At 70.1% G+C, this 21722-nt stretch carries 16 protein-coding genes; 12 read left to right on the top strand and 4 right to left on the bottom strand.

Going from position 1 to position 21722, the window contains the following annotated elements:
* Nucleotides 1–136: 136 nt before the first annotated feature.
* Entirely contained in the window at nt 137–3307 is a 3171-nt protein-coding gene (locus MFF64_RS18460; RefSeq protein ID WP_099899737.1) for an efflux RND transporter permease subunit, read from the top strand.
* Nucleotides 3308–3338: 31 nt separating this feature from the next.
* On the opposite strand, the gene MFF64_RS18465 is transcribed toward MFF64_RS18460, so the two are convergent.
* Nucleotides 3339–4157: a hypothetical protein gene (locus MFF64_RS18465; RefSeq protein WP_133123021.1), complete on the bottom strand. Its 819-nt coding sequence runs from the start codon at nt 4155–4157 to the stop codon at nt 3339–3341.
* Nucleotides 4158–4617: 460 nt separating this feature from the next.
* On the opposite strand from MFF64_RS18465, the gene MFF64_RS18470 reads away from it, so the two are divergent.
* The 6 genes from MFF64_RS18470 to MFF64_RS18495 all read left to right on the top strand — a co-directional run bounded on the left by MFF64_RS18470 (nt 4618) and on the right by MFF64_RS18495 (nt 10312).
* Nucleotides 4618–5859: a septal ring lytic transglycosylase RlpA family protein gene (locus MFF64_RS18470; protein ID WP_238191875.1), complete on the top strand. Its 1242-nt coding sequence runs from the start codon at nt 4618–4620 to the stop codon at nt 5857–5859.
* A gap of 279 nt (nt 5860–6138) precedes the next feature.
* Entirely contained in the window at nt 6139–7365 is a 1227-nt protein-coding gene (locus MFF64_RS18475) for a D-alanyl-D-alanine carboxypeptidase family protein (RefSeq protein WP_165795626.1), read from the top strand.
* Nucleotides 7366–7376: 11 nt separating this feature from the next.
* A complete protein-coding gene (gene tmk / locus MFF64_RS18480; RefSeq protein WP_238191928.1) occupies nt 7377–8087 on the top strand; it encodes a dTMP kinase in 711 nt (236 codons plus the stop codon).
* Nucleotides 8077–9114, top strand: coding sequence for a DNA polymerase III subunit delta' (locus MFF64_RS18485; RefSeq protein ID WP_099903747.1), 1038 nt, complete (start codon nt 8077–8079; stop codon nt 9112–9114). The genes tmk and MFF64_RS18485 overlap by 11 nt, the downstream gene beginning before the upstream one ends.
* Before the next feature lie 45 nt (nt 9115–9159).
* Complete coding sequence (locus tag MFF64_RS18490) at nt 9160–10011, top strand: metallophosphoesterase (RefSeq protein WP_099903745.1); 852 nt, start codon at nt 9160–9162, stop codon at nt 10009–10011.
* 76 nt (nt 10012–10087) lie between these two features.
* Nucleotides 10088–10312 (top strand): hypothetical protein, encoded by a 225-nt coding sequence (locus MFF64_RS18495; protein WP_099903743.1) that lies wholly within the window; start codon nt 10088–10090, stop codon nt 10310–10312.
* A 14-nt stretch (nt 10313–10326) separates the two neighbouring features.
* Here the strand turns inward: MFF64_RS18495 and MFF64_RS18500 are convergent, their stop codons facing one another.
* Together MFF64_RS18500 and MFF64_RS18505 are read right to left on the bottom strand one after the other, a co-directional pair.
* Nucleotides 10327–10695, bottom strand: a complete 369-nt coding sequence (locus MFF64_RS18500; protein WP_099903749.1) for a 4a-hydroxytetrahydrobiopterin dehydratase — start codon at nt 10693–10695, stop codon at nt 10327–10329.
* A gap of 93 nt (nt 10696–10788) precedes the next feature.
* Nucleotides 10789–14070, bottom strand: coding sequence for a glycosyltransferase (locus MFF64_RS18505; protein ID WP_238191877.1), 3282 nt, complete (start codon nt 14068–14070; stop codon nt 10789–10791).
* A 567-nt stretch (nt 14071–14637) separates the two neighbouring features.
* Between MFF64_RS18505 and MFF64_RS18510 the strand changes: the two genes are divergently transcribed.
* The 5 genes from MFF64_RS18510 to MFF64_RS18530 all read left to right on the top strand — a co-directional run bounded on the left by MFF64_RS18510 (nt 14638) and on the right by MFF64_RS18530 (nt 19143).
* A complete protein-coding gene (locus tag MFF64_RS18510; RefSeq protein WP_238191879.1) occupies nt 14638–15639 on the top strand; it encodes an ABC transporter substrate-binding protein in 1002 nt (333 codons plus the stop codon).
* A 25-nt stretch (nt 15640–15664) separates the two neighbouring features.
* On the top strand, nt 15665–16399 hold the full coding sequence (locus MFF64_RS18515) for an ABC transporter permease (RefSeq protein ID WP_099904301.1): 735 nt from the start codon (nt 15665–15667) through the stop codon (nt 16397–16399).
* Entirely contained in the window at nt 16380–17150 is a 771-nt protein-coding gene (locus tag MFF64_RS18520) for an ATP-binding cassette domain-containing protein (protein WP_099904303.1), read from the top strand. Before MFF64_RS18515 ends, MFF64_RS18520 begins: the two co-directional genes overlap by 20 nt.
* 155 nt (nt 17151–17305) lie before the next feature.
* On the top strand, nt 17306–18532 hold the full coding sequence (locus tag MFF64_RS18525; RefSeq protein WP_238191881.1) for an MFS transporter: 1227 nt from the start codon (nt 17306–17308) through the stop codon (nt 18530–18532).
* A 344-nt stretch (nt 18533–18876) separates the two neighbouring features.
* Nucleotides 18877–19143: a hypothetical protein gene (locus MFF64_RS18530; RefSeq protein WP_099904307.1), complete on the top strand. Its 267-nt coding sequence runs from the start codon at nt 18877–18879 to the stop codon at nt 19141–19143.
* Nucleotides 19144–19415: 272 nt separating this feature from the next.
* Here MFF64_RS18530 and MFF64_RS18535 read toward each other — a convergent pair whose 3' ends face one another.
* Entirely contained in the window at nt 19416–21065 is a 1650-nt protein-coding gene (locus MFF64_RS18535) for an MFS transporter (protein ID WP_238191930.1), read from the bottom strand.
* Nucleotides 21066–21722: the final 657 nt, after the last annotated feature.

The raw sequence follows: 21722 nt of genomic DNA on the forward strand, positions 1-21722 counted from the left end.
TCTCCCGCAGGGGGAACTCTCTCGGACGCGATGGCGTTGCACGTGAGCTTTTCACCACACCGTCGCAGGCCCCGACAGGGCCGGCTTCCGGAGCCCCGGCTCGCGGCGGCTTCCCCGGCGGCCACCGGGACGCGGGATGTTCGCCTATTTCGTCGACCGGCCCGTCCTGGCGGGCGTGATCTCGGTGCTCATCACGTTGATCGGGGCGGTGGCCGGCTTCGCCCTGCCGATCGCCCAGTTCCCCGAGATCGCGCCGCCGATCATCAACATCCAGGCGACCTATCCGGGCGCCACCGCGCAGCAGGCCTACGAGGCGATCGCGATCCCGCTCGAGCAGGAGATCAACGGCGCCCAGGACCTGATCTACATCAGCTCGACCAGCAACGCCGACGGCAGCGTCAACATGGACGCGACCTTCGAGGTCGGCTCCGACCTCAACGCCGCCGCCGCCGACGTGCTGACCCGGGCCCAGCGGGCCGAGGCGCGCCTGCCGCAGGCGGTGCGCGATCAGGGTCTCGAGATCGTGAAATCGTCCCGCCAGCGCCTCGGCAACGTGGTGCTCTACAGCGACGACAACCGCTACGACGAACTCTTCCTGTCGAACTGGGCCGAGACCCAGGTGATCAAGCCCCTGCGCCGGGTCACCGGCATGGGCCGCATCGTCAACTTCTCCAACAAGCGCTACGCGATGCGGGTCTGGCTCGACCCGGCCCGGATGGAATCGCTGGGATTGAGCCCGGGCCAGATCGTCCAGGCCGTGGAGCAGCAGAACGCCCAGATCACGGTGGGGTCCCTCGGCAAGGAGCCGGTGCGCGACGCCCCCGCCTTTGAACTCCAGATCGTCACCAAGGGCCGCCTCACCGAGGTCCGGGAATTCGCCGACATCGTGATCCGGGCCAACCCGGACGGTTCGGTGGTGCGCATCCGCGACGTCGGCCGGGTCGAGCTCGGCTCGGAGCAGTATGGCAGCCGCTCGACCTACGACAACAAGCCCGCCGCCTCGCTCGGCCTGTACCAGAACCCGGAGGCCAACGCCGTCGAGGTGATGAAGGGCGTGCACGCCACGATGAAGGATCTGGCGAAGCGCTTCCCGCCGGGCCTCCAGTACAAGATCGCCCTCGACCGCACCGAGTTCGTCACCGCGTCGATCCACGAGGTGATCAAGACCCTGATCGAGGCGATCGTGCTGGTCGTCGTCATCACCTACCTGTTTCTCCAGAGCTGGCGCGCGACCCTGATCCCGGCGATCGCGGTCCCCGTCGCCCTCGTCGGCACCTTCGGGCCGATGGCTCTGCTCGGCTTCTCGTTCAATACCTTGAGCCTGCTCGGCCTGGTGCTGGCGGTGGGGCTCGTGGTCGACGACGCGATCATCGTGGTCGAGAACACCGAGCGGCTGATGGAGGAGGGGCAGGAGCCCCGCGAGGCCGCCCGCGAGGCGGTGAACGAAGTGGCGGGCCCGGTCATCGCCACCACCCTGGTGCTCGCCGCCCTGTTCGTGCCGGTCGCCTTCATCCCGGGGCTGACGGGCCAGCTCTACAACCAGTTCGCCCTCACCATCGCGATCTCGGTGCTGATCTCGGCCCTCGTCTCGCTCACGCTCACGCCGGCGCTCTGCGCCCTGCTGCTGAAGCCCCACGACAAGGAGGCACACCAGAGCCGCTGGCGGGCACCGTTGCGCTGGTTCAACGCCGCCCTCGACCGGGCGACCGGGTTCGCGGTCGGCTCGGCCGGGCGGCTGTCGCACCACCTCGTCGCCACCGGGCTCGTGTTCCTGGTCTTCGCCGGGCTGACCGCCTGGATGGTCACGAGCCGCCCGAGCGCCTTCGTGCCGCAGGAGGACCAGGGCTACTTCTTCGCCGACATCGCGATGCCGAAGGGCGCCTCCGTCAGCCGCACCGCCGCGATGGTGGAGGAGGTCGGCCGCGCGGCCCTGGCCGAGCCCTCGGTCGCCGGCACGATCGGGGTCGCCGGGCGCGGCATCCTGGCCGACGTCACCGCGCCGTTCTACGGCTTCCAGATCCCGACCCTGAAGCCCTGGGATCAGCGCGAGGAGACGGTCAACGACGTGATCGGACGGCTGCGCAAGCAGTTCAAGAACCACCCGGACGGGGTCCTGCGCATCGTCGATCCCTCGCCGCTGCCGGGCCTCGGCTCCCGCGGCGGCTTGACCCTCGAATTGCAGGACCGCAGCGGCGAGGGCGGGCTCAAGCTCGCCAAGACCGCCGAGGGCTTCATCGCGCAACTCAAGAAGTTACCCGAGATCGGCGGCGCCACCGCCACCACGAGCTACGGCGTGCCGCAGCTGCGCCTCGACATCGACCGGGCCAAGGCCGAGCAGTTCGGCGTCAGCCTGCAATCGCTGTTCGACGCGCTCGGCACCTATGTCGGCTCGTCGTTCGTCAACCTGTTCAACAAGTTCGGCTTCGTCTACCAGGTCTACGTCCAGAGCGAGTCGCAAGGACGGCGGACGATCGAGGACCTGTCGCGCCTGACGGTGCCGAACAACCGAGGCGAGCCGGTGCAGATCGGCGCGCTCGTCACGCCGCGCTTCGTCAGCGGGCCGACGGCGGTGTTGTCCTACAACACCTATCCGGCGATCGAGATCGCCCTCGACACCGCCGAGACGGCGAGTTCGGGCGCGGCGATCGCCGCCGTCGAGCGCCTGGCCGGGACGGCGCTTCCGACCGACTACGCGGTGGAGTGGACCGAGGTCGCCTACCAGGAGAAGATCGCCGGCGGCTGGGCGCCGCTGATCTTCGGCCTCGGCGTGGTGATGATCGTGCTGCTGCTCGCCGGACAATACGAGAGCCTGCGGCTGCCCTTCGTGGTGATTCTGGTGACGCCGCTCGCCCTGTTCGGCGCCGTGGGGGCGCTCGCCTTGCGCGACCTGCCCCTCGACATCTTCGGGCAGATCGGGCTGCTGCTCCTCGTGGGCTTGGCCGCCAAGAACGCGATCCTGCTCGTCTCCTTCGCCCGCGACCTGCGCGACAAAGGCGAGGACGCGGTCACGGCGGCACAGGACGCGGTGCGGCTGCGGCTGCGGCCGATCCTGATGACCTCCTTCGCCTTCATCCTCGGCTCGGTGCCCCTCGCCATCGCCAGCGGCGCCAGCGCCAATGCCCGGATCTCGATGGGCACGGTGGTGATCGGCGGCCTGCTGGTGGCGACCCTGCTCACCCTGTTCGTCACCCCGGTCTTCTACGTCGCGGCCGAGCGGCTGGTGGCCGGCCGGAAGAAGGAGGAGCCCGGCCGGAAGGGACCCGGCAAGGCGGCGCCGGGGCCCGGCGCGCCGCAGCCGGCGGAATAGGCGGCGGCGCGCGAGGCTCGGTCGCGGAGTTTCAGTCAATCGCGGCGGGCGCGGACATCTGGCGCGCGTACCAGGGCAGGGACAGGACGGCGACCACCTGCTCCCGGCCGTCGAAGACCCGGGCGAGCGCGCCGCCCGAGGCGGTGAAGGAGAGGGAGGTGGTCCGGTCGATGCTGGCGGGCCGGCTCAGGACCGGATCGACGCCCTGGTCGACCCGGTAGGTCCGCCGGATCCGTGGATCGGCGGCCGAGAGGTTGAGGGCGGTGGGCTGGAGCCGGGCCGGCGTGCCGCGCGCATAGGCGACCCGTAAGCCCAGCCGCTCGCCGCTCTCGGCGGTCACGCTCCAGGCTTCCTCGGCCTGGCCCGCGAGCGCGGTGGCGCTGCCGCGCCGCTCGAGCGTGACGCTCGCCGGCACGCCGACCTTGTAGTAGCCCGGCCCGGACCGGGCATCGGCGAAGGTGTGCACGATCACGAAGCCGGTCTCGTCGCCGCGGCGGGCCGGCACCGCCAGCACGGCGGCCCGCTCCTCGCCGCCCGCGGGCTTGCCGTCCGGCCCCGTCGCCGCGAGCTGCTCGCGGAAGACCACCGAGAGGTTGGCGCCCCGGCTCGGCCCCTGCTGGGCCGGGTTGACGGTCCAGCCTGCCGGCAGCAGCGCCTGGGCCTTCTCCTCCGGCACCGCGAGGGCGACGACCGTCCGCACCTCCTGCGACCAGCCGGCCGGGACGCCCGGGCCCGCTCCGGGATCGGCGGGGGCCTGCTGCGCGAGGGCGGGGACGGGCTGGGCCAGCATGGCGGCGAGCAGCGGAGCGGCGAGCGGCCTCGACAAGGCGTTCCTCATGGCGTGTCGCATGGCGTTCCTCCCGGGTTGGGGCACGCTCACGGGCCGCCGCGCGACGGCAGCCGGCCCCACGCGGGATCGAGCCTGCCCGATCCGTCCGGGAATCCAAGTCATCCGGGGTTAAGCGCCTGTCACGAAACGCCCGCGAGTCCCGATCGCCCCTGATCGCCCCTGTCGCCCGCCGGGTACGCAGCGAGCGTTTCCGCCGCCGTCCCGGTGCGAGGCCGGCGCACGTGCCTGTGGACGGCGGTGGAGGGGACTCGCGCGGGAGCACCCGTTGAGCTTTCATTTACGCACGGCCGGCAGGGTCTTCGACGAGTGCAGCGTAACCCTGTGCGGCCCCGGGGCCCGCCCTCCCAGCCCTCCGGGCCGGGTGGCGGCCGCGGGCGGCACGGGATCCGAGGGGTCGATGGCGGGATCTTCGAAGAGCGGTCGCCCGCGTCCGGAGACGGAGCGGGGGTCCCTCCGGCCGATGCCGGTCGTGCGGTGGGCCGCGGTGGCGGGAATCGCGCTGGCGGCGGCCAATTGCGCCGGGCCGACGCCCAAGCAGCTGGCAGTGAGGAGCGGCGGCCGCGAGATCGATCCGAAATACGGCGTCGCCGCGAGCCCGCGGCTCTACGGCGAGAACGACAAGATCCCGAAGGGCGGCGGCCGGCAGATGACCGGCAAGCCCTACGTGGTCGCCGGCCGCACCTACGTGCCGCGCCAGGACGCGCGCGGCTACGTGCGCGAGGGCCTGGCCTCCTGGTACGGCACCGCCTTCCACGGCCGCCAGACCGCCAACGGCGAGATCTTCGACCGCTTCTCGGTGGCGGCGGCGCATCCGACCCTGCCGCTGCCGAGCTATGCCCGGGTCACCAACATGGCGAACGGCCACTCGATGGTGGTGCGGGTCAACGACCGCGGGCCCTATCACGCCGACCGGCTGATGGACGTGTCGCAGGCGGTGGCCGAGGCCCTCGATTTCCGCCGTCGCGGCACCACGAAGGTCCGGGTCGAGTATGTCGGCAAGGCCTCGGTCGGCGGCAGCGACGACCGCAAGCTGATGGCGACCCTGCGCACCGACGGGCAGCCGGCCGGCTCGCCCTTCGGCGCCAACATCATGGTGGCGGATGCCGGCGACGACGCCAAGGTCGATTCCAGGCCCTTCGCGTTCCGCCAGCCCGAGCCGGAGCCGGTGCGCCCGATCGTCGAGAGGCCGCGGGTCGTCGCGCCGGTGCAGGTCGCCGAGGCCGAGCCGGAGATCCGCCGCCCGGCGCCGGTGCGCGCCGCGCCGCGCGCGCCGGTCCAGGTGGCCGAGGCGCGGTCCATGCCTCCCGCGGCGCCGGCCCGGCTGCCGGCCCCGGCGCCCGTCCGTATGGCCGCCGTCGAGGGCCTGAACCCTGGCCTCGCCGCGCCCCGCGCGGCCAAGCCGGCTTCGGCCCAGCCTTCCGCCGCCGCGTCCCGCCGGCCGGCCCCGCCGAGCCAGGCCCTGGCCTTCGCAAGCCATCCGGCGACGGATCGCGCCTCCCTGGCCCAGGCGATGCACGCCGCCTCGCTGCCGGCCGGGGGCAGGGCCGCGCCGAAGACGACCGTGATCGCGAAGAGCGGCCCGCTGCCGATCGCGCCGCCGCTCCGCCTCGCCGGCGCCCAGAAGGGCGACAGGGAGGATAGCAAGAATACCGGCCACAAGCCCGGCATGCCGCCGCGGTCGAAGGTGGCGGGGATGTATTGAGGGCCGGCCCGGCTTCCGGGCACGGTGTTGTGGAGGTCTCCGACCTCCCACCCGCGACCTCAGACTGAGGTCGTGGGTGGGATGGGCGATGGCGGCGGCCGGACGCCTCGGTTCTGCCGGATCGGCGGCGACGCGCAAGCATGCGGTCGAACCGCCGTGGCCCGTCTCCGAAACGGTTCCGCCTCCCGCACTGCGGCACAGGCGCGGTTGCGTGTCCTTCGGCAGGGCGGCAAAGTGCGGCAGGTCTCCCGGTCGGCCGGGGTTTCGAGCGGTAGGGATATGCGTGTGACAGCGACCACCGGAGCGGGCAGGGCGCTCGCGCGCCGCGCCGCGGGACTAGCTCTGGCAGCCATTCTCGGGGCTGCCGTGGCGGTCTCCGATGCGCGCGCGCAAGGCTTCCAGACCCTGGCGCCGCACGCGATCCTGATCGACGCCGATACCGGCGCGGTCCTGTTCGAGAAGGGCGCGGACGAGCCGTTCTCGCCCGCCAGCATGGCCAAGCTGATGACCGTCGAGGTGCTCTTCGACGAGATGCGCAAGGGCAAGCTCGGCCCGGACACCGAGTTCACGATCAGCGAGAACGCCTGGCGCCGCGGCGGCGCCGGGGGCGGCGGGTCGTCGATGTTCGCCCAGCTCAACAGCAAGGTGAAGCTGCCCGATCTTCTCCGCGGCATCATCGTGCAGTCCGGCAACGACGCGGCGATCGCGGCCGCCGAGGGCGTCGCCGGCACCGAGGACAATTTCTCCCAGATCATGAACCGGCACGCGAAGGAGATCGGCCTCGAGCGCTCGACCTTCCGCAACGCCACCGGCTACTCGGCCCCGGACCAGAAGGTGACGGCCCGCGATCTCGCCAAGCTCGCCATCCACCTGATCGAGGCCTATCCGGAGAACTACAAGCTCTTCGCCGAGCGCGAGTTCACCTGGAACAAGATCCGCCAGCAGAACCGCAACCCGCTGCTCACCCTCGATATCGGCGCCGACGGGCTGAAGACCGGCTACCTCGAGGAATCCGGCTACGGCCTGACCGGCTCGGCGGTGCAGAACGGCCAGCGCCTGGTCCTGGTGGTGAGCGGCCTCAAGACCGCCCGCGACCGCGCCGCGGAATCGCGCAAGCTGATCGAATGGGGCTTTCGCGCCTTCGAGGCGCGCCAGGTCTTCGCCGCCGGCGAGGCCGTGGCGGAGGCCGAGACCTTCGGGGGCGAGAAGGGCCGGGTGCCGCTCGTCACGAAGAAGCCGGTGCGGCTCCTGCTGCCGCGGGGCAACAGCGACCGGCTGGTGGCGCGCGCCACCTACCAGGGCCCGCTGACCGCGCCGGTGGAGGAGGGGCGCGAGGTCGGCCGGCTCAAGGTCACCCGCGGCGAGCAGGTGGTGCTCGACATGCCGCTCTACACCGCCGAGTCGGTGCCGGCCGGCACCATGACCCAGCGCGCCCTCGACGCGGCGCTCGAGGTCGGCACCGGCTGGTTCCGCCAGGCCCTCAGCCGGATCACCAGCAAGTCGTGAGCGACGCTTCCATGGTGGCCGCGAGCGCCGCCCCCCGGCGTCCCGGCTGCTTCATCACCTTCGAGGGCGGCGAGGGCGCCGGCAAGTCGACCCAGATCGCCCGTCTGGCGGCCTGGCTTCGCGCCGGCACGGACGGACTGGCGGAGGCCCGCGAGGTGGTGACCACCCGCGAGCCCGGCGGCTCGCCGCGGGCCGAGCGGATCCGCGCCGCGGTGCTGGCCGGCGTCGCCAAGCCCCACGGCCCCTTCGCCGAGGCTCTGCTCTTCGCCGCCGCCCGCCTCGACCACCTCGCGACCCTGATCCGCCCGAGCCTCGCCCGGGGCGCCATCGTGCTGTGCGACCGCTTCAGCGACTCGACCCGGGCCTATCAGGGCGCGGCGGGCGGGGTCGAGCCTGAGACGCTCGCGGCGCTGGAGCGGGTGGTGGTGGGGGCGACCCGGCCGGACCTGACCCTGATCCTCGACCTGCCGCCGGAGATCGGCCTCGCCCGCGCCCGCCAGCGCGACCGCGCCGCCGCCCGCGGCCCCGACCGGTTCGAGGCCGAGGCCCTGGGCTTCCACGAGCGCCTGCGGGCGGCCTACCTCGCCATCGCCGAGGCCGAGCCGGCGCGCTGCGCGATCGTCGACGCGCAAGGAGGGCCCGACCGCGTCGCGCAGGCGGTGCGCTCCACGGTGGCCGCACGGCTGCCGCACCTCGTCCGGGAGGCATCCGATGCCGCCTGAGAAGGGTGACGACGAGCTCGAACCGGGCGAGATCCCGGGCGTGCCGCGCCCGCGCGAGCGGCAGGATCTCCTCGGCCAGGAGGCGGCGGAGCGCGCCTTCCGCGAGGCGATCGGCGCCGGGCGGCTGCACCATGCCTGGCTCCTCGGAGGCCCGAAGGGCATCGGCAAGGCGACGCTCGCGTTCCGGGTCGCCCGCCACCTGCTCGCCCGCGGTGATGGCGCGGGCGTGCCGGACAGCCTGGACCTGTCCCCCGGCCACCCGGTGGCGCGCCAGGTCGCGGGCCTGTCGCATCCCAACCTCGTGCTGCTGCGGCGCCAGAAGGCGCCGGGCTCGAAGACGATCCCGACCCAGATCGGCGTCGACGCGGCGCGGCGCGCGCTCCATCTCTTTGCCGCGACCTCGGCGGATGCGGGCTACCGGATCTGCGTCGTCGACTGCGCCGACGAATTGAACCTCGCCAGCGCCAACGCGCTCCTCAAGGTCATCGAGGAGCCCCCGCCGCGCTCGCTGTTCCTGATCGTCAGCCACGCCCCCGGCCGACTGCTGCCGACCATCCGCTCGCGCTGCCGCCGCCTCGCCCTGAAGCCTCTCCCGGCCGGGGAGGTGGCCCGGGTGCTGCGGAGCCTCTGGCCGGCGCAGGCGGGACACCCACCCGAGCTGATCGAGCGGGCGGCGGCCTTGAGCGAAGGCTCGGTCGCCCGCGCCCTCGACCTCCTCGATCCCGACACGATCGGAGTCGTCGACGAGGTCGAGGCGCTGCTGGACCAGGGCGACCGGCCGGACTGGCGCCGGGCCCTGCGGCTGGCCGAGCGCCTCGCCGGCCGCGACGCCGACGCGCTCTACGCCACCGCCCTCGACACGGTGCAGCGCCGCCTGGCCGCCGAGATCGAGCGCCGCCAGGGCGAGCCGCCGGCCCGCCTCGCTGCGCTCGCCGACGCCGCCGAGCGCGCCGCCAGGGCCGCCCGGGAGACGCAGATCTACAACCTCGACCGGCGGCCGGTGGTGCTGTCGCTGTTCGGCGCCTGACCCAAGCGCTCGGATCGAAGCGACCGGAGCGACGTGACACGAGCGATGCGCCTCTTCCCGCTCTCCGACCTGCATCTCGAGCGCCGGCCCCTCGCCGCCGTGCCGATCCCGACGCAATCCTTCGATCTCCTGGTCTGCGCCGGCGACGTCTGGGAGGGGGAGCCGGAGCGGGGGCTTCATGCGCTCCTGCAGCTCGCCGGCGAGCGGCCGGTGGTGCTGGTGCCGGGCAACCACGAGCGTTACGCGCCGTCGGGCGATCTCCGCACCGCTTCGGAGCTGCTGGCGGCGCTCCGGGCGGAGGTGGCGGCGATCAACCGCGCGGCCGGCCGCGAGCGGGTGATGCTGCTCGACGGCGGCGGAACCCGCGTGATCGGCGGCGTGCGCTTCGTCGGCGCGACCCTGTGGAGCGATTGGCAGCTGGCCGGGCGCTGGCTCGCGGCGGATGCGCCGGACCGGCCCGACGACCCGGTCGCGGTCGCCGCCGCCCGCATGACCGATCCGGCGACCGGCTCGCGCGAGTACCGGGCGATCCGCCAGGGCGACGGCACGCCCTGGACGCCCGAGGCCGCGATGGCGGCCCACGCCGCCGACCGGGCGGCGATGACGGACGCGCTTGCTAAGGTGCATCCGGGCCCGACCGTCGCGGTCACCCACCACCCGCCGATCCCCGAGGCCGCCGACCGGTTTCGCGATGCGCCCGGCGTGCCCTGGTGGGTGCCGGCCTTCTACGCCACCACGCTGCTCGCCGACCTGCCGGCCGCCCACCGGCCGGCCCTCTGGATCTCCGGCCACTTCCATGCCGGCCACGACCTCCATCTCCACGGCACGCGCTGCCTCGCCAACCCCGTCGAGGGCCGGACCTTCGATCCTGAGCTGGTGGTCGAGGTTCCGGCCTGACGGCCCGGACGAGGGTACGGGTTGGCGAGGCTGCGCCGTGCACCATCCTCCCGGTTTATCCGCGGAGGGATGGGCGATGAACGGCTTCCTGGCTCTGGTGCTGGTCTGCGCCGGCACGGTTCCGGTGCAGGATTGCGACGAGGCCACCGCCACCGACGTGTTCAAGACCCGGGTCGCGAGCGAGATCGGCTGTGCCACCGGCTGGCAGGAGATCGTTGCCCGCTCCGGGATCCGCGCCGGGGTGGGGCAGACGACCTATCTCAAGACGCAGTGCCGGCGGGTGAAGGCAGGCGGGGGGTGATGGCGCATCCCGCCCTATCGCCCGTACTTGATGTAGGCGAAGCGCGGATCCGTGGGCGTGCCCTCCAGCGCGCCGCCCTCGAGCCCCGGCTGCCAGCCGACCACCTCCTCGATCTTACCCGCCAGGGCGAAGTCCTTCTCGGTCAGGCCCTTGGCCGAGTGGGTGGTCAGCCGCACCTCGACCCAGGCATAGGAGGCGGTGAGGTCGGGATGGTGCCAGGCCGCCTCGGCGAGGTGCCCGACGGTGTTGATCACCATCAGGGTGCCCTTCCAGCCGCTCGTCCGGTAGGTGCGGGTGATCCAGCCGTCGGCCTCCTTCCAGGCCGGCAGGTCGGCGAGGCGCGCGGCGACCGCGTCGGGGCTGAGGACTTCGTCCCTCGGCATGGCGTCCATCTCCCTGAGAGCCTGGTGCGTGTCCCTCGCGGCGCTCCCGATCGCCGTCGCTTGCCGTCGCGGCGTCAGCGTCGCCGGGTCTCTTCACTCCCGGAAGACAAGTTGCACGAGGTCGAGATTTTTCAAGACGTCGCGCAGCTGCGTGGCAAAATCGGTCCGGCGGACGGCGAGATAGCCTTCCGTGGCGACGGATTGCATGAGCGGGGCTTCGGCCGAGAGATGTGAACGACAGACCTCCGCCATGTCCTCGAGCGCACAGAAGACGACACCCGACCCGAACGGGTTGTCATCGCTCGCCTCCGACACGACGAAGCACCGGTTGGCCAGGAGAGGAACGATGCGGACGGTCTCCAGCGTCCTGAATCCCGGTGTGGAATGGATGTTCAGGATGATTTTCGACCGCCGGATGGCGTCCCACAGCGGCTCGCCATACACGTTGAAGAGATGAACGGCTTTCAGGCCATGAGACCGGACGGCCTCCAGAACCTGCACGCGCCGCTCGGAATACGATCCGTAGAACAGGACGTCGATCTCCTGCTCCGGCGCAGGGTAAGCAACCTCCAGGCACCGGTGAAATCCCGGCGGCAGAAACGATACGCTTGGCGTGTCCGGCCTTGAACGGAGCACGGCGAGGCCGGAGCGGGAATACTCAAGAATATGAGACGACAAATCGAGAAATTCAAGATACTTCTCGCCCTCTCGCCGGTGCCGGATGATATCGAGCTGCTCCATCTGGTAGACGATGAACGGCCCTGAACGGAAGGGGTCCACGCGCCGGTCGTCCTGGACCGGGTAGAGAAGGTTGCCCACGACGATGTTGACCGAACCATGAGCGGGCTTGTTTTCCGTCAGGGTGCAGCCGTAGCCCAGATCGCGCAAAGATGCACGCAGGACCCGCACACTATCGTCATAGATCCTGTCGTGCTCATTGTAGCTCATGAAGCAGATATTGAAGCACGGCTTGCCCGAGCTGATGATGGGATCGAGCTCGGGCTGAGCATCGAAGCGCTGCGTGACTGCGTCACCGGGCGAGACGTCGGTCGTGGCCCTGGCAGCCGGTTGCGGCAAGAAGCGACGAGCGATTCTGTTATAGGTCGTGTTTTCTCTGACGATCGTCTTGGGATCGAGCCCTTCGATCCATTTCGAGGATTTGACCTGCCACAAATGGAAACAGAATGCGTCGGGAAATTCCAAATCGTGCTTGAACAGCGCTTCGATGCCGTGATCGTCCCAGCTCGGCCAGAAAAACGACGTGGCAGGCTCGATCTTGACAAGATGGGGATTCGCGTTCGCGAGGGCCAGGGGTACCTGGACCGAGAACTTGTTCCAGGCGTCGCCGCTCGGACCGCCGACGAACGACCGGTACTCGTCATACCATAACTGCATGAATTCCGCGCCGGGTGGCGCAATGATCGTGGCGTTGCACAGGCCGACCGGCCTGCGCCCGCCAGCTCCGTCCGGGATTTCTTCGCGTCCGAGGATGACGCTGCCGTCAAGCAGCGGCGCGAACGACTTCTGGCAGATCGTGTCGAAATCGAGATAGATCCCTCCATGCTCCAGAAGTATTTGCATTCTCAGTACATCGACGCGATGCGCGATGAGATCCACCGGCCGGTCGAAAACCGTGCTCGGCAATGTTGTTTGAACGATTTCAACGCTGCCCTTCAGCATGTCCCAGTACGGGCCGTGCGGTTCCGGAGCGCAGTGAATGTTCGCCTTGAAGCCCTCGTTCAGATCAAGAGCGGATCGCACCGCCAGATAGTTGATGAGTGAGAAGCGTGGTGCCTCGTGCGGATCGTGTGACGCGATGATGAAGTGAAATATTCTTGGAATTTGCAATGATTTCCTCTTCGCCTTTGCCAGAGCCTCCGAGCTGAAGCGAAGGTTGTTGGCAACTCGCTCGATCATGCTCTCCGGGATCTTGCTCTCGCTCAAGAGACGATTGCAGGCGCGAATCGCCTCGTCGTAGCGCCCGGTCCAGTACGCGTGCACGGAGAGTTCGTCCAACAGGCCATAATCGTCGATCCAAGCGTCGTCATGTCCTGCGTTGTTCCTGGACTCTGCCGCCCGCAGGCCGCGATCCGCCAGGTAATACCCTCTCTCGTGCAGCCTCTTGTAACGGCAGAAGCGGGACGCATCGTGGAAGGCTTCGGCGCAGGTCGGATCCACCTCGGCCACGCGCAAGTAGGCGGAGATGACCTGTTCGTCTGGCAGCGCGAGGCTCTCGCTGCGTCGTGCCTGCTCCAGCAAACTCGCGACGTCCGATCCCTTGCCGTCAGGAGAATTTTGCATCTCAGTAATTCTTTCAATCGACAATTGCCGATTGCTCCTCAACCTGCCGACATAGTCGCTCGGGATGTCATCCATTCCCAGGATCTTATCGATCAGCATGACCGCTTCGGCATGCCGGTCGGTCCAACAGGCGGCGATTGCCATTTCATCGAGCAAGCCGTAGCGATAGATCCACTCCGAGACGAACAACCCGGATTTCGGAATGGCGGCATTTTCGCCCTTGCGGGCGAGCTGGTAGCCTCTCGCGTACAAGGTGTTGTCGCGGCAGAACCGGGCCGCGTCGTGCATCGCTTCGGCAAGACGTGAAGGACAGGCGGTGGCCGCTGCCTCGAAAGTCTCGATGACGTCGTCAGCGGGATATTTCAGGAGTGCTTTTAGCTTCGCCGCGTTCAGGAGGCTGATGAAGATCTCTTCGTGCCAATAGCCCATGCCGGCGCGCGCTTCATATTGCGCCAGAGCTTCGGAATAATCGCCATTGTCGCGCAGGCTGTTGGCCAAGTAGAACGTGTAGCGCGTGCGAAGGAACGGGTCGGCCTCGGTCGCGAGCCCGTCGCGGAGCAAGGCGGCATCGCGTGCGAACTTACCCGAGCGATTCGTGCCCGACGCATGATCGATGAAGCTGACCCCTTCCAATTGCTCGGTCGTCCCCTCTCTGAGACTCAAGTATTCATGGGTGACGCCAACATACCGCGCATCCGCGCCTCGCCGCAGCAAGCGGCTGTTCCAATAGGCCACGCCTGATTTTTGTATGACTTGATAGACATCGGCTTTCAGTTTTTTTGCGAAATCCTTGTCGTCGACGACAAGCTCCATATCCGCGTCGATAAATAAAAGATAATCATACTCGAGGCACGATTTCGAGGCCAGGTCGAGCGCTGCATTTCTGGCCTGGTCGAAGGTCTTGAATGTAAAACTGTGCAATTCTCCGGCAATGGCACGCGATCGAAAAAAATTACTTATGATATCCTGAGTGCCGTCCGTCGAACCCGTATCGGCGATGACCCAGCAGGAGAGGTAATCCGCGACAGCAAGCAGGCACTTTTCTATCTTGTCGGCTTCGTTTTTGACGATCATGTTCAGGCAAATTCTGCGTGACTGCGCCAACATAAATGCCTCCAAATCATAACGTTCTGGTAAATCCTGGAGACGAAGTTGTCAAACCTTCTGATGGCGCACGGTGTTGCATCCGCCTGCGCCGCATCTCCCGCACCTGGTCCAGACATCATTCGGCCAAGCGCGCGAAGCGACAGCAGTTTGCGGACGTCACATCTTTCAAGCGACAGATTCGATGACACGATCGTCCAGCATGTCCGGATCATCGCAGCCTTCTGACCTGCCACCGTCGAGCGGTTCGAGCGACGCGCGTCGATGTGCGAGGCTGGCCTGCTCCCGCGCGGATACGCGCTGTCGAGAATGTCTCCGCCGGCGAGCACGCCCGGCAAGACCATGGGCTCTGAAGTCGGCCCGACGATAGTACAAGTGACCGCGGCGGCGGGGCCGCCCAGGGTGCGACCTCGCACCCCCGCGCGTGAGCGGTGGACGCCGCCGGCCCCGCCGCCTACCTCTCATGGGCGACATGGCCGGGCGACAACGGCCGGATGAACCGGCCGGGCATAAGCCGGGCAACAGGGAGAGGCGCCCATGCTCTCACGGCGCGGATTGATGGCGGCGGCCGGGCTGTGGCCGATCGCGCAGCTCCGTGCCGCCGGAGCGCAGCCGGCCTCGCCCCAGGCCGCCACCCTGAAGATCGGGCTCCTGCCGTTCGGGACCGTCGCCTGGGAGGCGGCGGTCATCAAGGCGGAGGGGATCGACGCGGCGGAAGGGCTGTCGCTCGAGGGCGTGCGCCTCGCCGGGAGCGACGCCGCCCGCATCGCCTTCCAGGGGGGCCAGGTCGACACCATCGTGTCCGACCTGCTCTGGGCCGCGCGCCTGCGGGCGGAGGGGCGGGCGGTGAAGTTCCTGCCCTATTCCTCCACCGAGGGCGCCCTGATGGTTGCAGGCGACAGCCCCTTGCGCTCCGTCGCCGACCTCGCGGGCAAGCGCCTCGGGGTGGCGGGGGGACCGCTCGACAAGAACTGGCTGCTCCTGCGCGCCCGCGCCCGCGAGCAGGACGGGCTCGACCTCGAGCGCGAGGCGAGGCCCGTCTTCGGCGCGCCGCCGCTCCTGATGCGCAAGCTCGAAGCGGGCGAGCTCGACGCAGGCCTGCTGTACTGGACCTTCTGCGCGCGGCTCGAGGCGCGGGGCTTCCGCCGCCTGATCGGCGCCGACGGCATCGCCGCTTCGTTCGGGGTCGAGGGCCCGATCGCGCTCCTCGGCTACGTCTTCGACGAGGCGCTGCTGCAGCGCGCGCCGCAGACCGTCGCGGGCTTCGCCCGCGCCTCGTCCCGGGCCAAGCGCGCGCTGGCGGCCGGGGAGGCGGCCTGGGCTCCCGTGCGCCCCCTGATGGCGGCGGAGGACGAGGCGACCTACGCCACGCTCAAGCGCGCCTTCCTGGAGGGCATCCCGCGCCGGAAGGCCTCCGCCGAGCGGGCCGATGCCGAGCGCCTCTACGCGGTGCTGGCGCGGCTCGGCGGCGAGCGCCTGGTCGGGGCGGCCACGACCCTGCCGGAGGGGCTGTACTGGGACGGCGGGCCGAATGGCTGAGCGGTCCCCGCGCGCCCATCGCCTGATGGCCCTCCTCGCCCGCCTCGGATCGGTCGCCCTGCTCGTCGCCTGCTGGTGGCTGGCGAGCCGCACCACCGATCCCCGCACCCTGCCGTCGCCGGAGGCGGTGGCGGCGTTCGTGGTGCGGGAGGCCGCTTCCGGCGACCTCCTGCGCAACATCGGCATCACGCTGTGGCGGGTCGCGGCCTCGTTCTGCCTCGCCATGGCGACGGGGGCGGTGCTCGGCATCGCGCTCGGCCGCTCGCGGACCGCCGACCGGCTCCTCGATACGCCGCTCCTGGTGCTGCTCAACACCCCGGCGCTGATCATCACCGTGCTGGCCTATATCTGGCTCGGGCTGACCGAGACCGCGGCGATCCTGGCGGTCGCCCTCAACAAGATGCCGAACGTCGCGGTGATCCTGCGCGAGGGCGCCCGCGGGCTCGACCCGGGCCTCGAGGAGATGGCCGAGGCCTTCCGGTACGACCGCCGCACCTGGATCCGCCACGTGCTGCTGCCCCAGCTCGAACCCTTCGCGGTGGCGGCGGCGCGCTCAGGAGTCTCGCTCGCCTGGAAGATCGTGCTGGTGGTCGAGCTGCTCGGCCGGCCCAACGGCGTCGGCTACGCCATCTCGTACTACTTCCAGCTCTTCGACGTCGCGGCACTGATCGGCTACAGCCTCGTGTTCAGCGCCGTGATGCTGGCGGTCGACGCCCTGCTGCTCCAGCCCCTCGACGCCCATGCCCGCCGCTGGCGATAAGTCGACCGCCGCTGGCGCTGAAGACTCCGCCCTCCTCACCCTGACGGTCCGCCGCAAGGTCTACCGTCCGGCCGGATCCGAGCCGGTCGAGGCGGTGCGCGACCTCGCTGTCTCGGTCCGGACGGCTGAGACCCTGTGCCTGATCGGCCCGTCGGGGGCGGGCAAGACCACCACCTTGCGCATCCTGCTCGGCCTCGACCGCGATTTCGAGGGCACGCTGACCGCCCGTCCGGCCCTGCGCATCGGCATGGTGTTCCAGGAGCCGCGGCTCCTGCCCTGGCGGACGGTCGAGGAGAACGTGCGCCTGTCCCTGCCGAGGCCGGAGCGCGGGCAATCCCTCGACGCGCTCTTCGACGAGCTCGGCCTCAGTCCCTGGCGCGGGCGCTATCCCCGGGCGCTCTCGCTCGGCATGGCCCGGCGGGTCGCGCTCGCTCGGGCGCTCGCCCTGGCGCCGGGCCTCCTCGTCCTCGACGAGCCCTTCGTCTCCCTCGACGACGCGGCGGCCTCCTCCCTGCGCGCCGCGGTGTTCGGCAGCGCGGCGTCCCGCGGCGCGGCGGTGCTGATGGTGACCCACAACGTGCCCGAGGCCCTGGCGGTGGCCGACCGGCTGCTGCTCCTCTCCGGCCGGCCGGCGAGCCTGGTGGCGGAGGTGCCGATCCGGACGAAGCGGGCGGAGCGCGGCCGGGACTGGGCCGAGGCGATGCGCCGGGACCTCGCGGCGAGATACCCCGAGACGGTGGCGGAGGGCTGACCCCGCACCTCGTCGTTTCACCGGACACCCCTGCGCAGAACTGGATCCGGATGGGTCTCGTCGCACAGCGAGGCAGGGGGTTGCGCCGGAAACGCTCCTCGGACACCGGCCCGGCTGCTACAGCGGTGGGAACCAAGGATTCGAGGAAACCGCCCGTGACCCGCCCGCTGCCCGCCGACGGGCTCGATTCCGCCGCCGCCTGGCGCCGCCTCGCCGTCTCCGTGCTGCTGACCACCATCGGCGGCGTCGGCATGTGGTCGGTGGTGGTGGTGCTGCCCGCCGTGCAGGCGGAGTTCGGCGCCGCCCGCGGCGCCGCATCCTTGCCCTACACCCTCACCATGGTCGGCTTCGCCTTCGGCGGCGTGCTGATGGGACGCCTCGCCGACCGGTTCGGCATCCTGGCACCGCTGGTGCTCGGCGGGGTCTGCCTCTTCCTCGGCTACGGCGCGACCGCGCTCTCGACCAGCCTGTGGCAGTTCGCCCTCGCCCACGGGATCCTGATCGGGCTCCTCGGCTCCAGCGCCGCCTTCGGGCCGCTGATGGCCGACATCTCGCTGTGGTTCGCGCGCCGGCGCGGCATCGCGGTCTCGGTCTGCGCCGCGGGCAACTACCTCGCCGGCACCCTGTGGCCGCCGCTGGTCCAGCACGCGGTGTCGGCTTACGGCTGGCGCGCCACGCAAGCGGGCATCGGCCTGTTCTGCCTCGCCACCATGCTGCCCCTGGCGTTCCTGATGCGCCGGCGCCCGCCGGTCGCGACGGTCGAGCGCGGCGGGCTCGCGGGGGCGGGCGGCACGCTCGGCCTGCCGCCCAACGTCCTCCAGGGCCTGCTCGTCGTCGCGGGGCTCGCCTGCTGCGTCGCGATGTCGATGCCGCAGGTCCACATCGTCGCCTATTGCGGCGACCTCGGCTACGGTGTCGCCCGCGGCGCCGAGATGCTGTCCCTGATGCTCGGCTTCGGCATCGTCAGCCGGGTCGCCTCCGGCTTCCTCGCCGACCGGATCGGCGGCCTGCCGACGCTCCTCGTCGGCTCGGTGCTCCAGGGCGTCGCGCTCCTCCTCTACCTCGCCTTCGACGGGCTGACCTCGCTCTACGTGATCTCGGCCCTGTTCGGCCTGTTCCAGGGCGGCATCGTGCCGGCCTACGCGATCATCGTGCGCGAGCTGTTTCCCGCCAGCGAGGCCGGGGGCCGGGTCGGCGTGGTCATCATGGCGACGCTGTTCGGCATGGCGCTCGGCGGCTGGCTCTCCGGCGTGATCTTCGACCTCAGCGGCTCCTACGCGGCGGCCTTCGCCAACGGGATCGGCTGGAACCTCCTCAACGTCGCCATCACCCTGTGGCTGGTGCAGCGCCGGGCGGGGCAGGGGCGGGCGCTGCCGGCCTGAGGCGCGATCGGGCGCAGTCGAGGCCCGGCTCGCGGGGCCCGGATCATCTGCGCGACGCTGCGGCAGGAACCGGCCGGGATTTCGGCCGTTTGAAGTCCGTTGCAGTCCCGGCAGAATACGGGACCAATCAAGGACAGCCTCGGTGCGGCCACTCCGGCAATCCCACGCCGTGGTGCGGAATGTCACCGCGGCGGCGCGTCGGCATGTTTACCGTTTTCGCAATGGGCCCGCCTGGGCGGCGCAACTCTTCGGGCGCTCGCGACTTATCCATGGCAAGAGAGAGCGGTCCAGAGCCACTTCGCCGGACGTTGCCGCTCGGCATTCAACCGATGGGATCACCGACCATGCGTGCGCGTCCCTGCGCCCGACTGCCCCTGCTCGCGCTCCTGGCCGCCCTGGCCACGGCCGGCGCCCCGCTCTGCGCGAGCGCCGCCCCCGCGGTCGACAAGGCGCCGAAGGCCGGACCGGGCACCACCCGCGACGTCGCAGCGACGTCGAGCGTCGCCGCGCCCGCCGCGGAGGCCGACGACGCCCAGTGCTCCACCTCCCGCAAGAAGCTCTTCGTCGATGGCGAAGGCTGGATCGTGCGCCGGGTGACGACCTGCCGGTGACTCGTCCGGCATCGGTGAGCGTCGGGGCCCGTCTCGGTGAGGCGGGCCTTTCTCGTGCGGCAGAAGGGGGCTGTTTGGCAACGAGGTCCGGTTCGGCACCAGTCCGGCGTCACGCGACGGTCTTGGCTCCCCTCCTCGTCATCAATTCAGTCTCGCGTCGGGAGCGCGACTGAGGTGATGACGGAGCGGGATGAGAACAGCGTCGGCCCGAACGAGACGAGGCGCCCGCAGCTTCCGCCGCGGGCGCCCCTCTTGATCACATCATCCTCAACTCAGTGCGCGGTATCCCGCTCGTCGAAGATGTCCCGGTCCTTGGTCTCGGGCACGAAGAGCAGGCCGAGCACGAAGGTCATCAGGGCGATGACGATCGGGTACCAGAGGCCGTAATAGATGTCGCCGGTCTGGGCCACCATCGCGAAGGCGGTGGCGGGGAGCAGGCCGCCGAACCAGCCGTTGCCGATGTGGTAGGGCAGGGACATCGAGGTGTAGCGGATCCGGGTCGGGAACAGCTCGACCAGGGCCGCGGCGATCGGGCCGTAGACCATCGTGACGAAGAGCACGAGGACGAACAGGAGCCCGATCACCCCGGCGACCTGCGGCCGGAAGATGTCGAACGGGTTCGACATCTTGACCACCTGGGCATCGCCCGCCTTCGGGTAGCCTGCCGCCTGGAGGGCGGAGGCCGCGGCCTTGTTGAACTCCGCCGCCGGGGATCCTGCCGCGAAGGGGACCTCGGTGCCGTTGACCCGCACCACGGTCGGCTGGCCGGCGGGCGCGGCCTCGGTGCTGTAGCGCACCGAGGACTTGGCGAGGTAGTCGCGGGCGAGGTCGCAGGGGGCCGAGAACACCCGTGTGCCGACGGGGTTGAACAGGCTGCCGCACTGGGCCGGATCGGCCACCACCGTCACCTTGACGGTCTCGATCGCCTTCTCGAGGGCGGGGTTGGCCAGGGTGGTGATCTGCTTGAACACCGGGAAGAAGCTGAGCGCCGCGATCAGGCAGCCGGCCAGGATGATCGGCTTGCGGCCGATCTTGTCCGAGAGCCAGCCGAACACCACGAAGAAGCCGGTGCCGAGGAGCAGCGCCCAGGCGATCAGGAGGTTGGCCGTGTAGCCGTCGACCTTCAGGATCGATTGCAGGAAGAACAGGGCGTAGAACTGGCCAGTGTACCAGACCACGCCCTGGCCGGCGACGAGGCCGAGCAGCGCGATCAGCGCGATCTTGGCGTTGCGCCACTGGCCGAAGGCCTCGGTGAGCGGAGCCTTCGAGGTCTTGCCCTCCTCCTTCATGCGCTGGAAGGCCGGCGACTCGTTGAGCTGCAGACGGATCCAGAGCGAGATGCCGAGCAGCAGCACCGAGACCAGGAACGGGATGCGCCAGCCCCACTCGGCGAAGGCGGCCTCGCCGGTGACGGTCCGCACCGTCAGGATCACGATCAGCGACAGGAACAGGCCGAGCGTCGCGGTGGTCTGGATCCAGCTGGTGTAGAAGCCGCGCCGGCCCATCGGCGCGTGCTCGGCGACGTAGGTCGCCGCACCCCCGTACTCGCCGCCGAGCGCCAGGCCCTGCGCCAGGCGCAGGATGATCAGGATGATCGGCGCCGCGATGCCGATCTGCGCGGCGTTGGGCAGGATGCCGACGATGAAGGTCGACAGGCCCATCAGCAGGATGGTGACGAGGAAGGTGTACTTGCGCCCGACGATGTCGCCGACGCGTCCGAACACCAGGGCGCCGAACGGCCGCACCAGGAAGCCCGCCGCGAAGGCGAGCAGCGCGAAGATGTCCCGGGTCGCCGGCGGGTAGGACGAGAAGAACTGCGCGCCGATGATGCCGGCGAGCGAGCCGTAGAGGTAGAAGTCGTACCACTCGAAGACGGTGCCGAGGGAGGAGGCCAGGATGACCTTCTTCTCCTCCCGCGTCATCGGGCGCGCGGCATCGCCGGCTTGCCCGAGGGCGGCTGAGCTTGCCATAGGGTGTGTCCTCCTTGGGGAGCGTTTCCTTGAGGGACGGCACGCATCGTCCGCGCGAATCTTCGCCGCGTCGGAATCCGCGTTGGAGTGTGAACCGGGTGTCCGGCGGCGCCTTCCGCCGGGCGAGGGGATTGAAACCACCCGCTCGCGCGTGATCCGCCGCTGACACGAATCGTTAAGCCAGCCCTGCGCCGCGGCCCATCCGACAATTCGTCGTGAGACTTAGGTCGTGAGACTTCCGTCGGGGGGCCGAACCTGATCCCGATCGGCGTGACGGACCGCCGCGGTTCTGACGCCGCCATTCTCGAACCTCCGACCACGCCCGTCCTCGGCCCAGCTCGCCAGCGGCAAGCTCGGCGATCTTCCGGCCGATGGCCGCAGGAGGATCGCCGCCGCGCCGGAACCAGGGCGCGGACCGACGGGTCCATGCCGAAACCCGAAGCGGAGGCCGTCGTCACCCCACCCAAGCCGTTTGGGATTCCGTCGAAGGCGATGGCCGGCTTTGCTTTGCGTGGATCGGCCGCCAGGGTCATGTGGCGCTTCAGGAGATCGGAGCCTGCCCGTCCATAGCCTTGACGAAGCGGAAGGCATGGTTGGGCGAGACCGCTC

This window comes from Methylobacterium frigidaeris, from assembly GCF_022179185.1.
In the GTDB taxonomy this organism is placed as follows: domain Bacteria; phylum Pseudomonadota; class Alphaproteobacteria; order Rhizobiales; family Beijerinckiaceae; genus Methylobacterium; species Methylobacterium frigidaeris.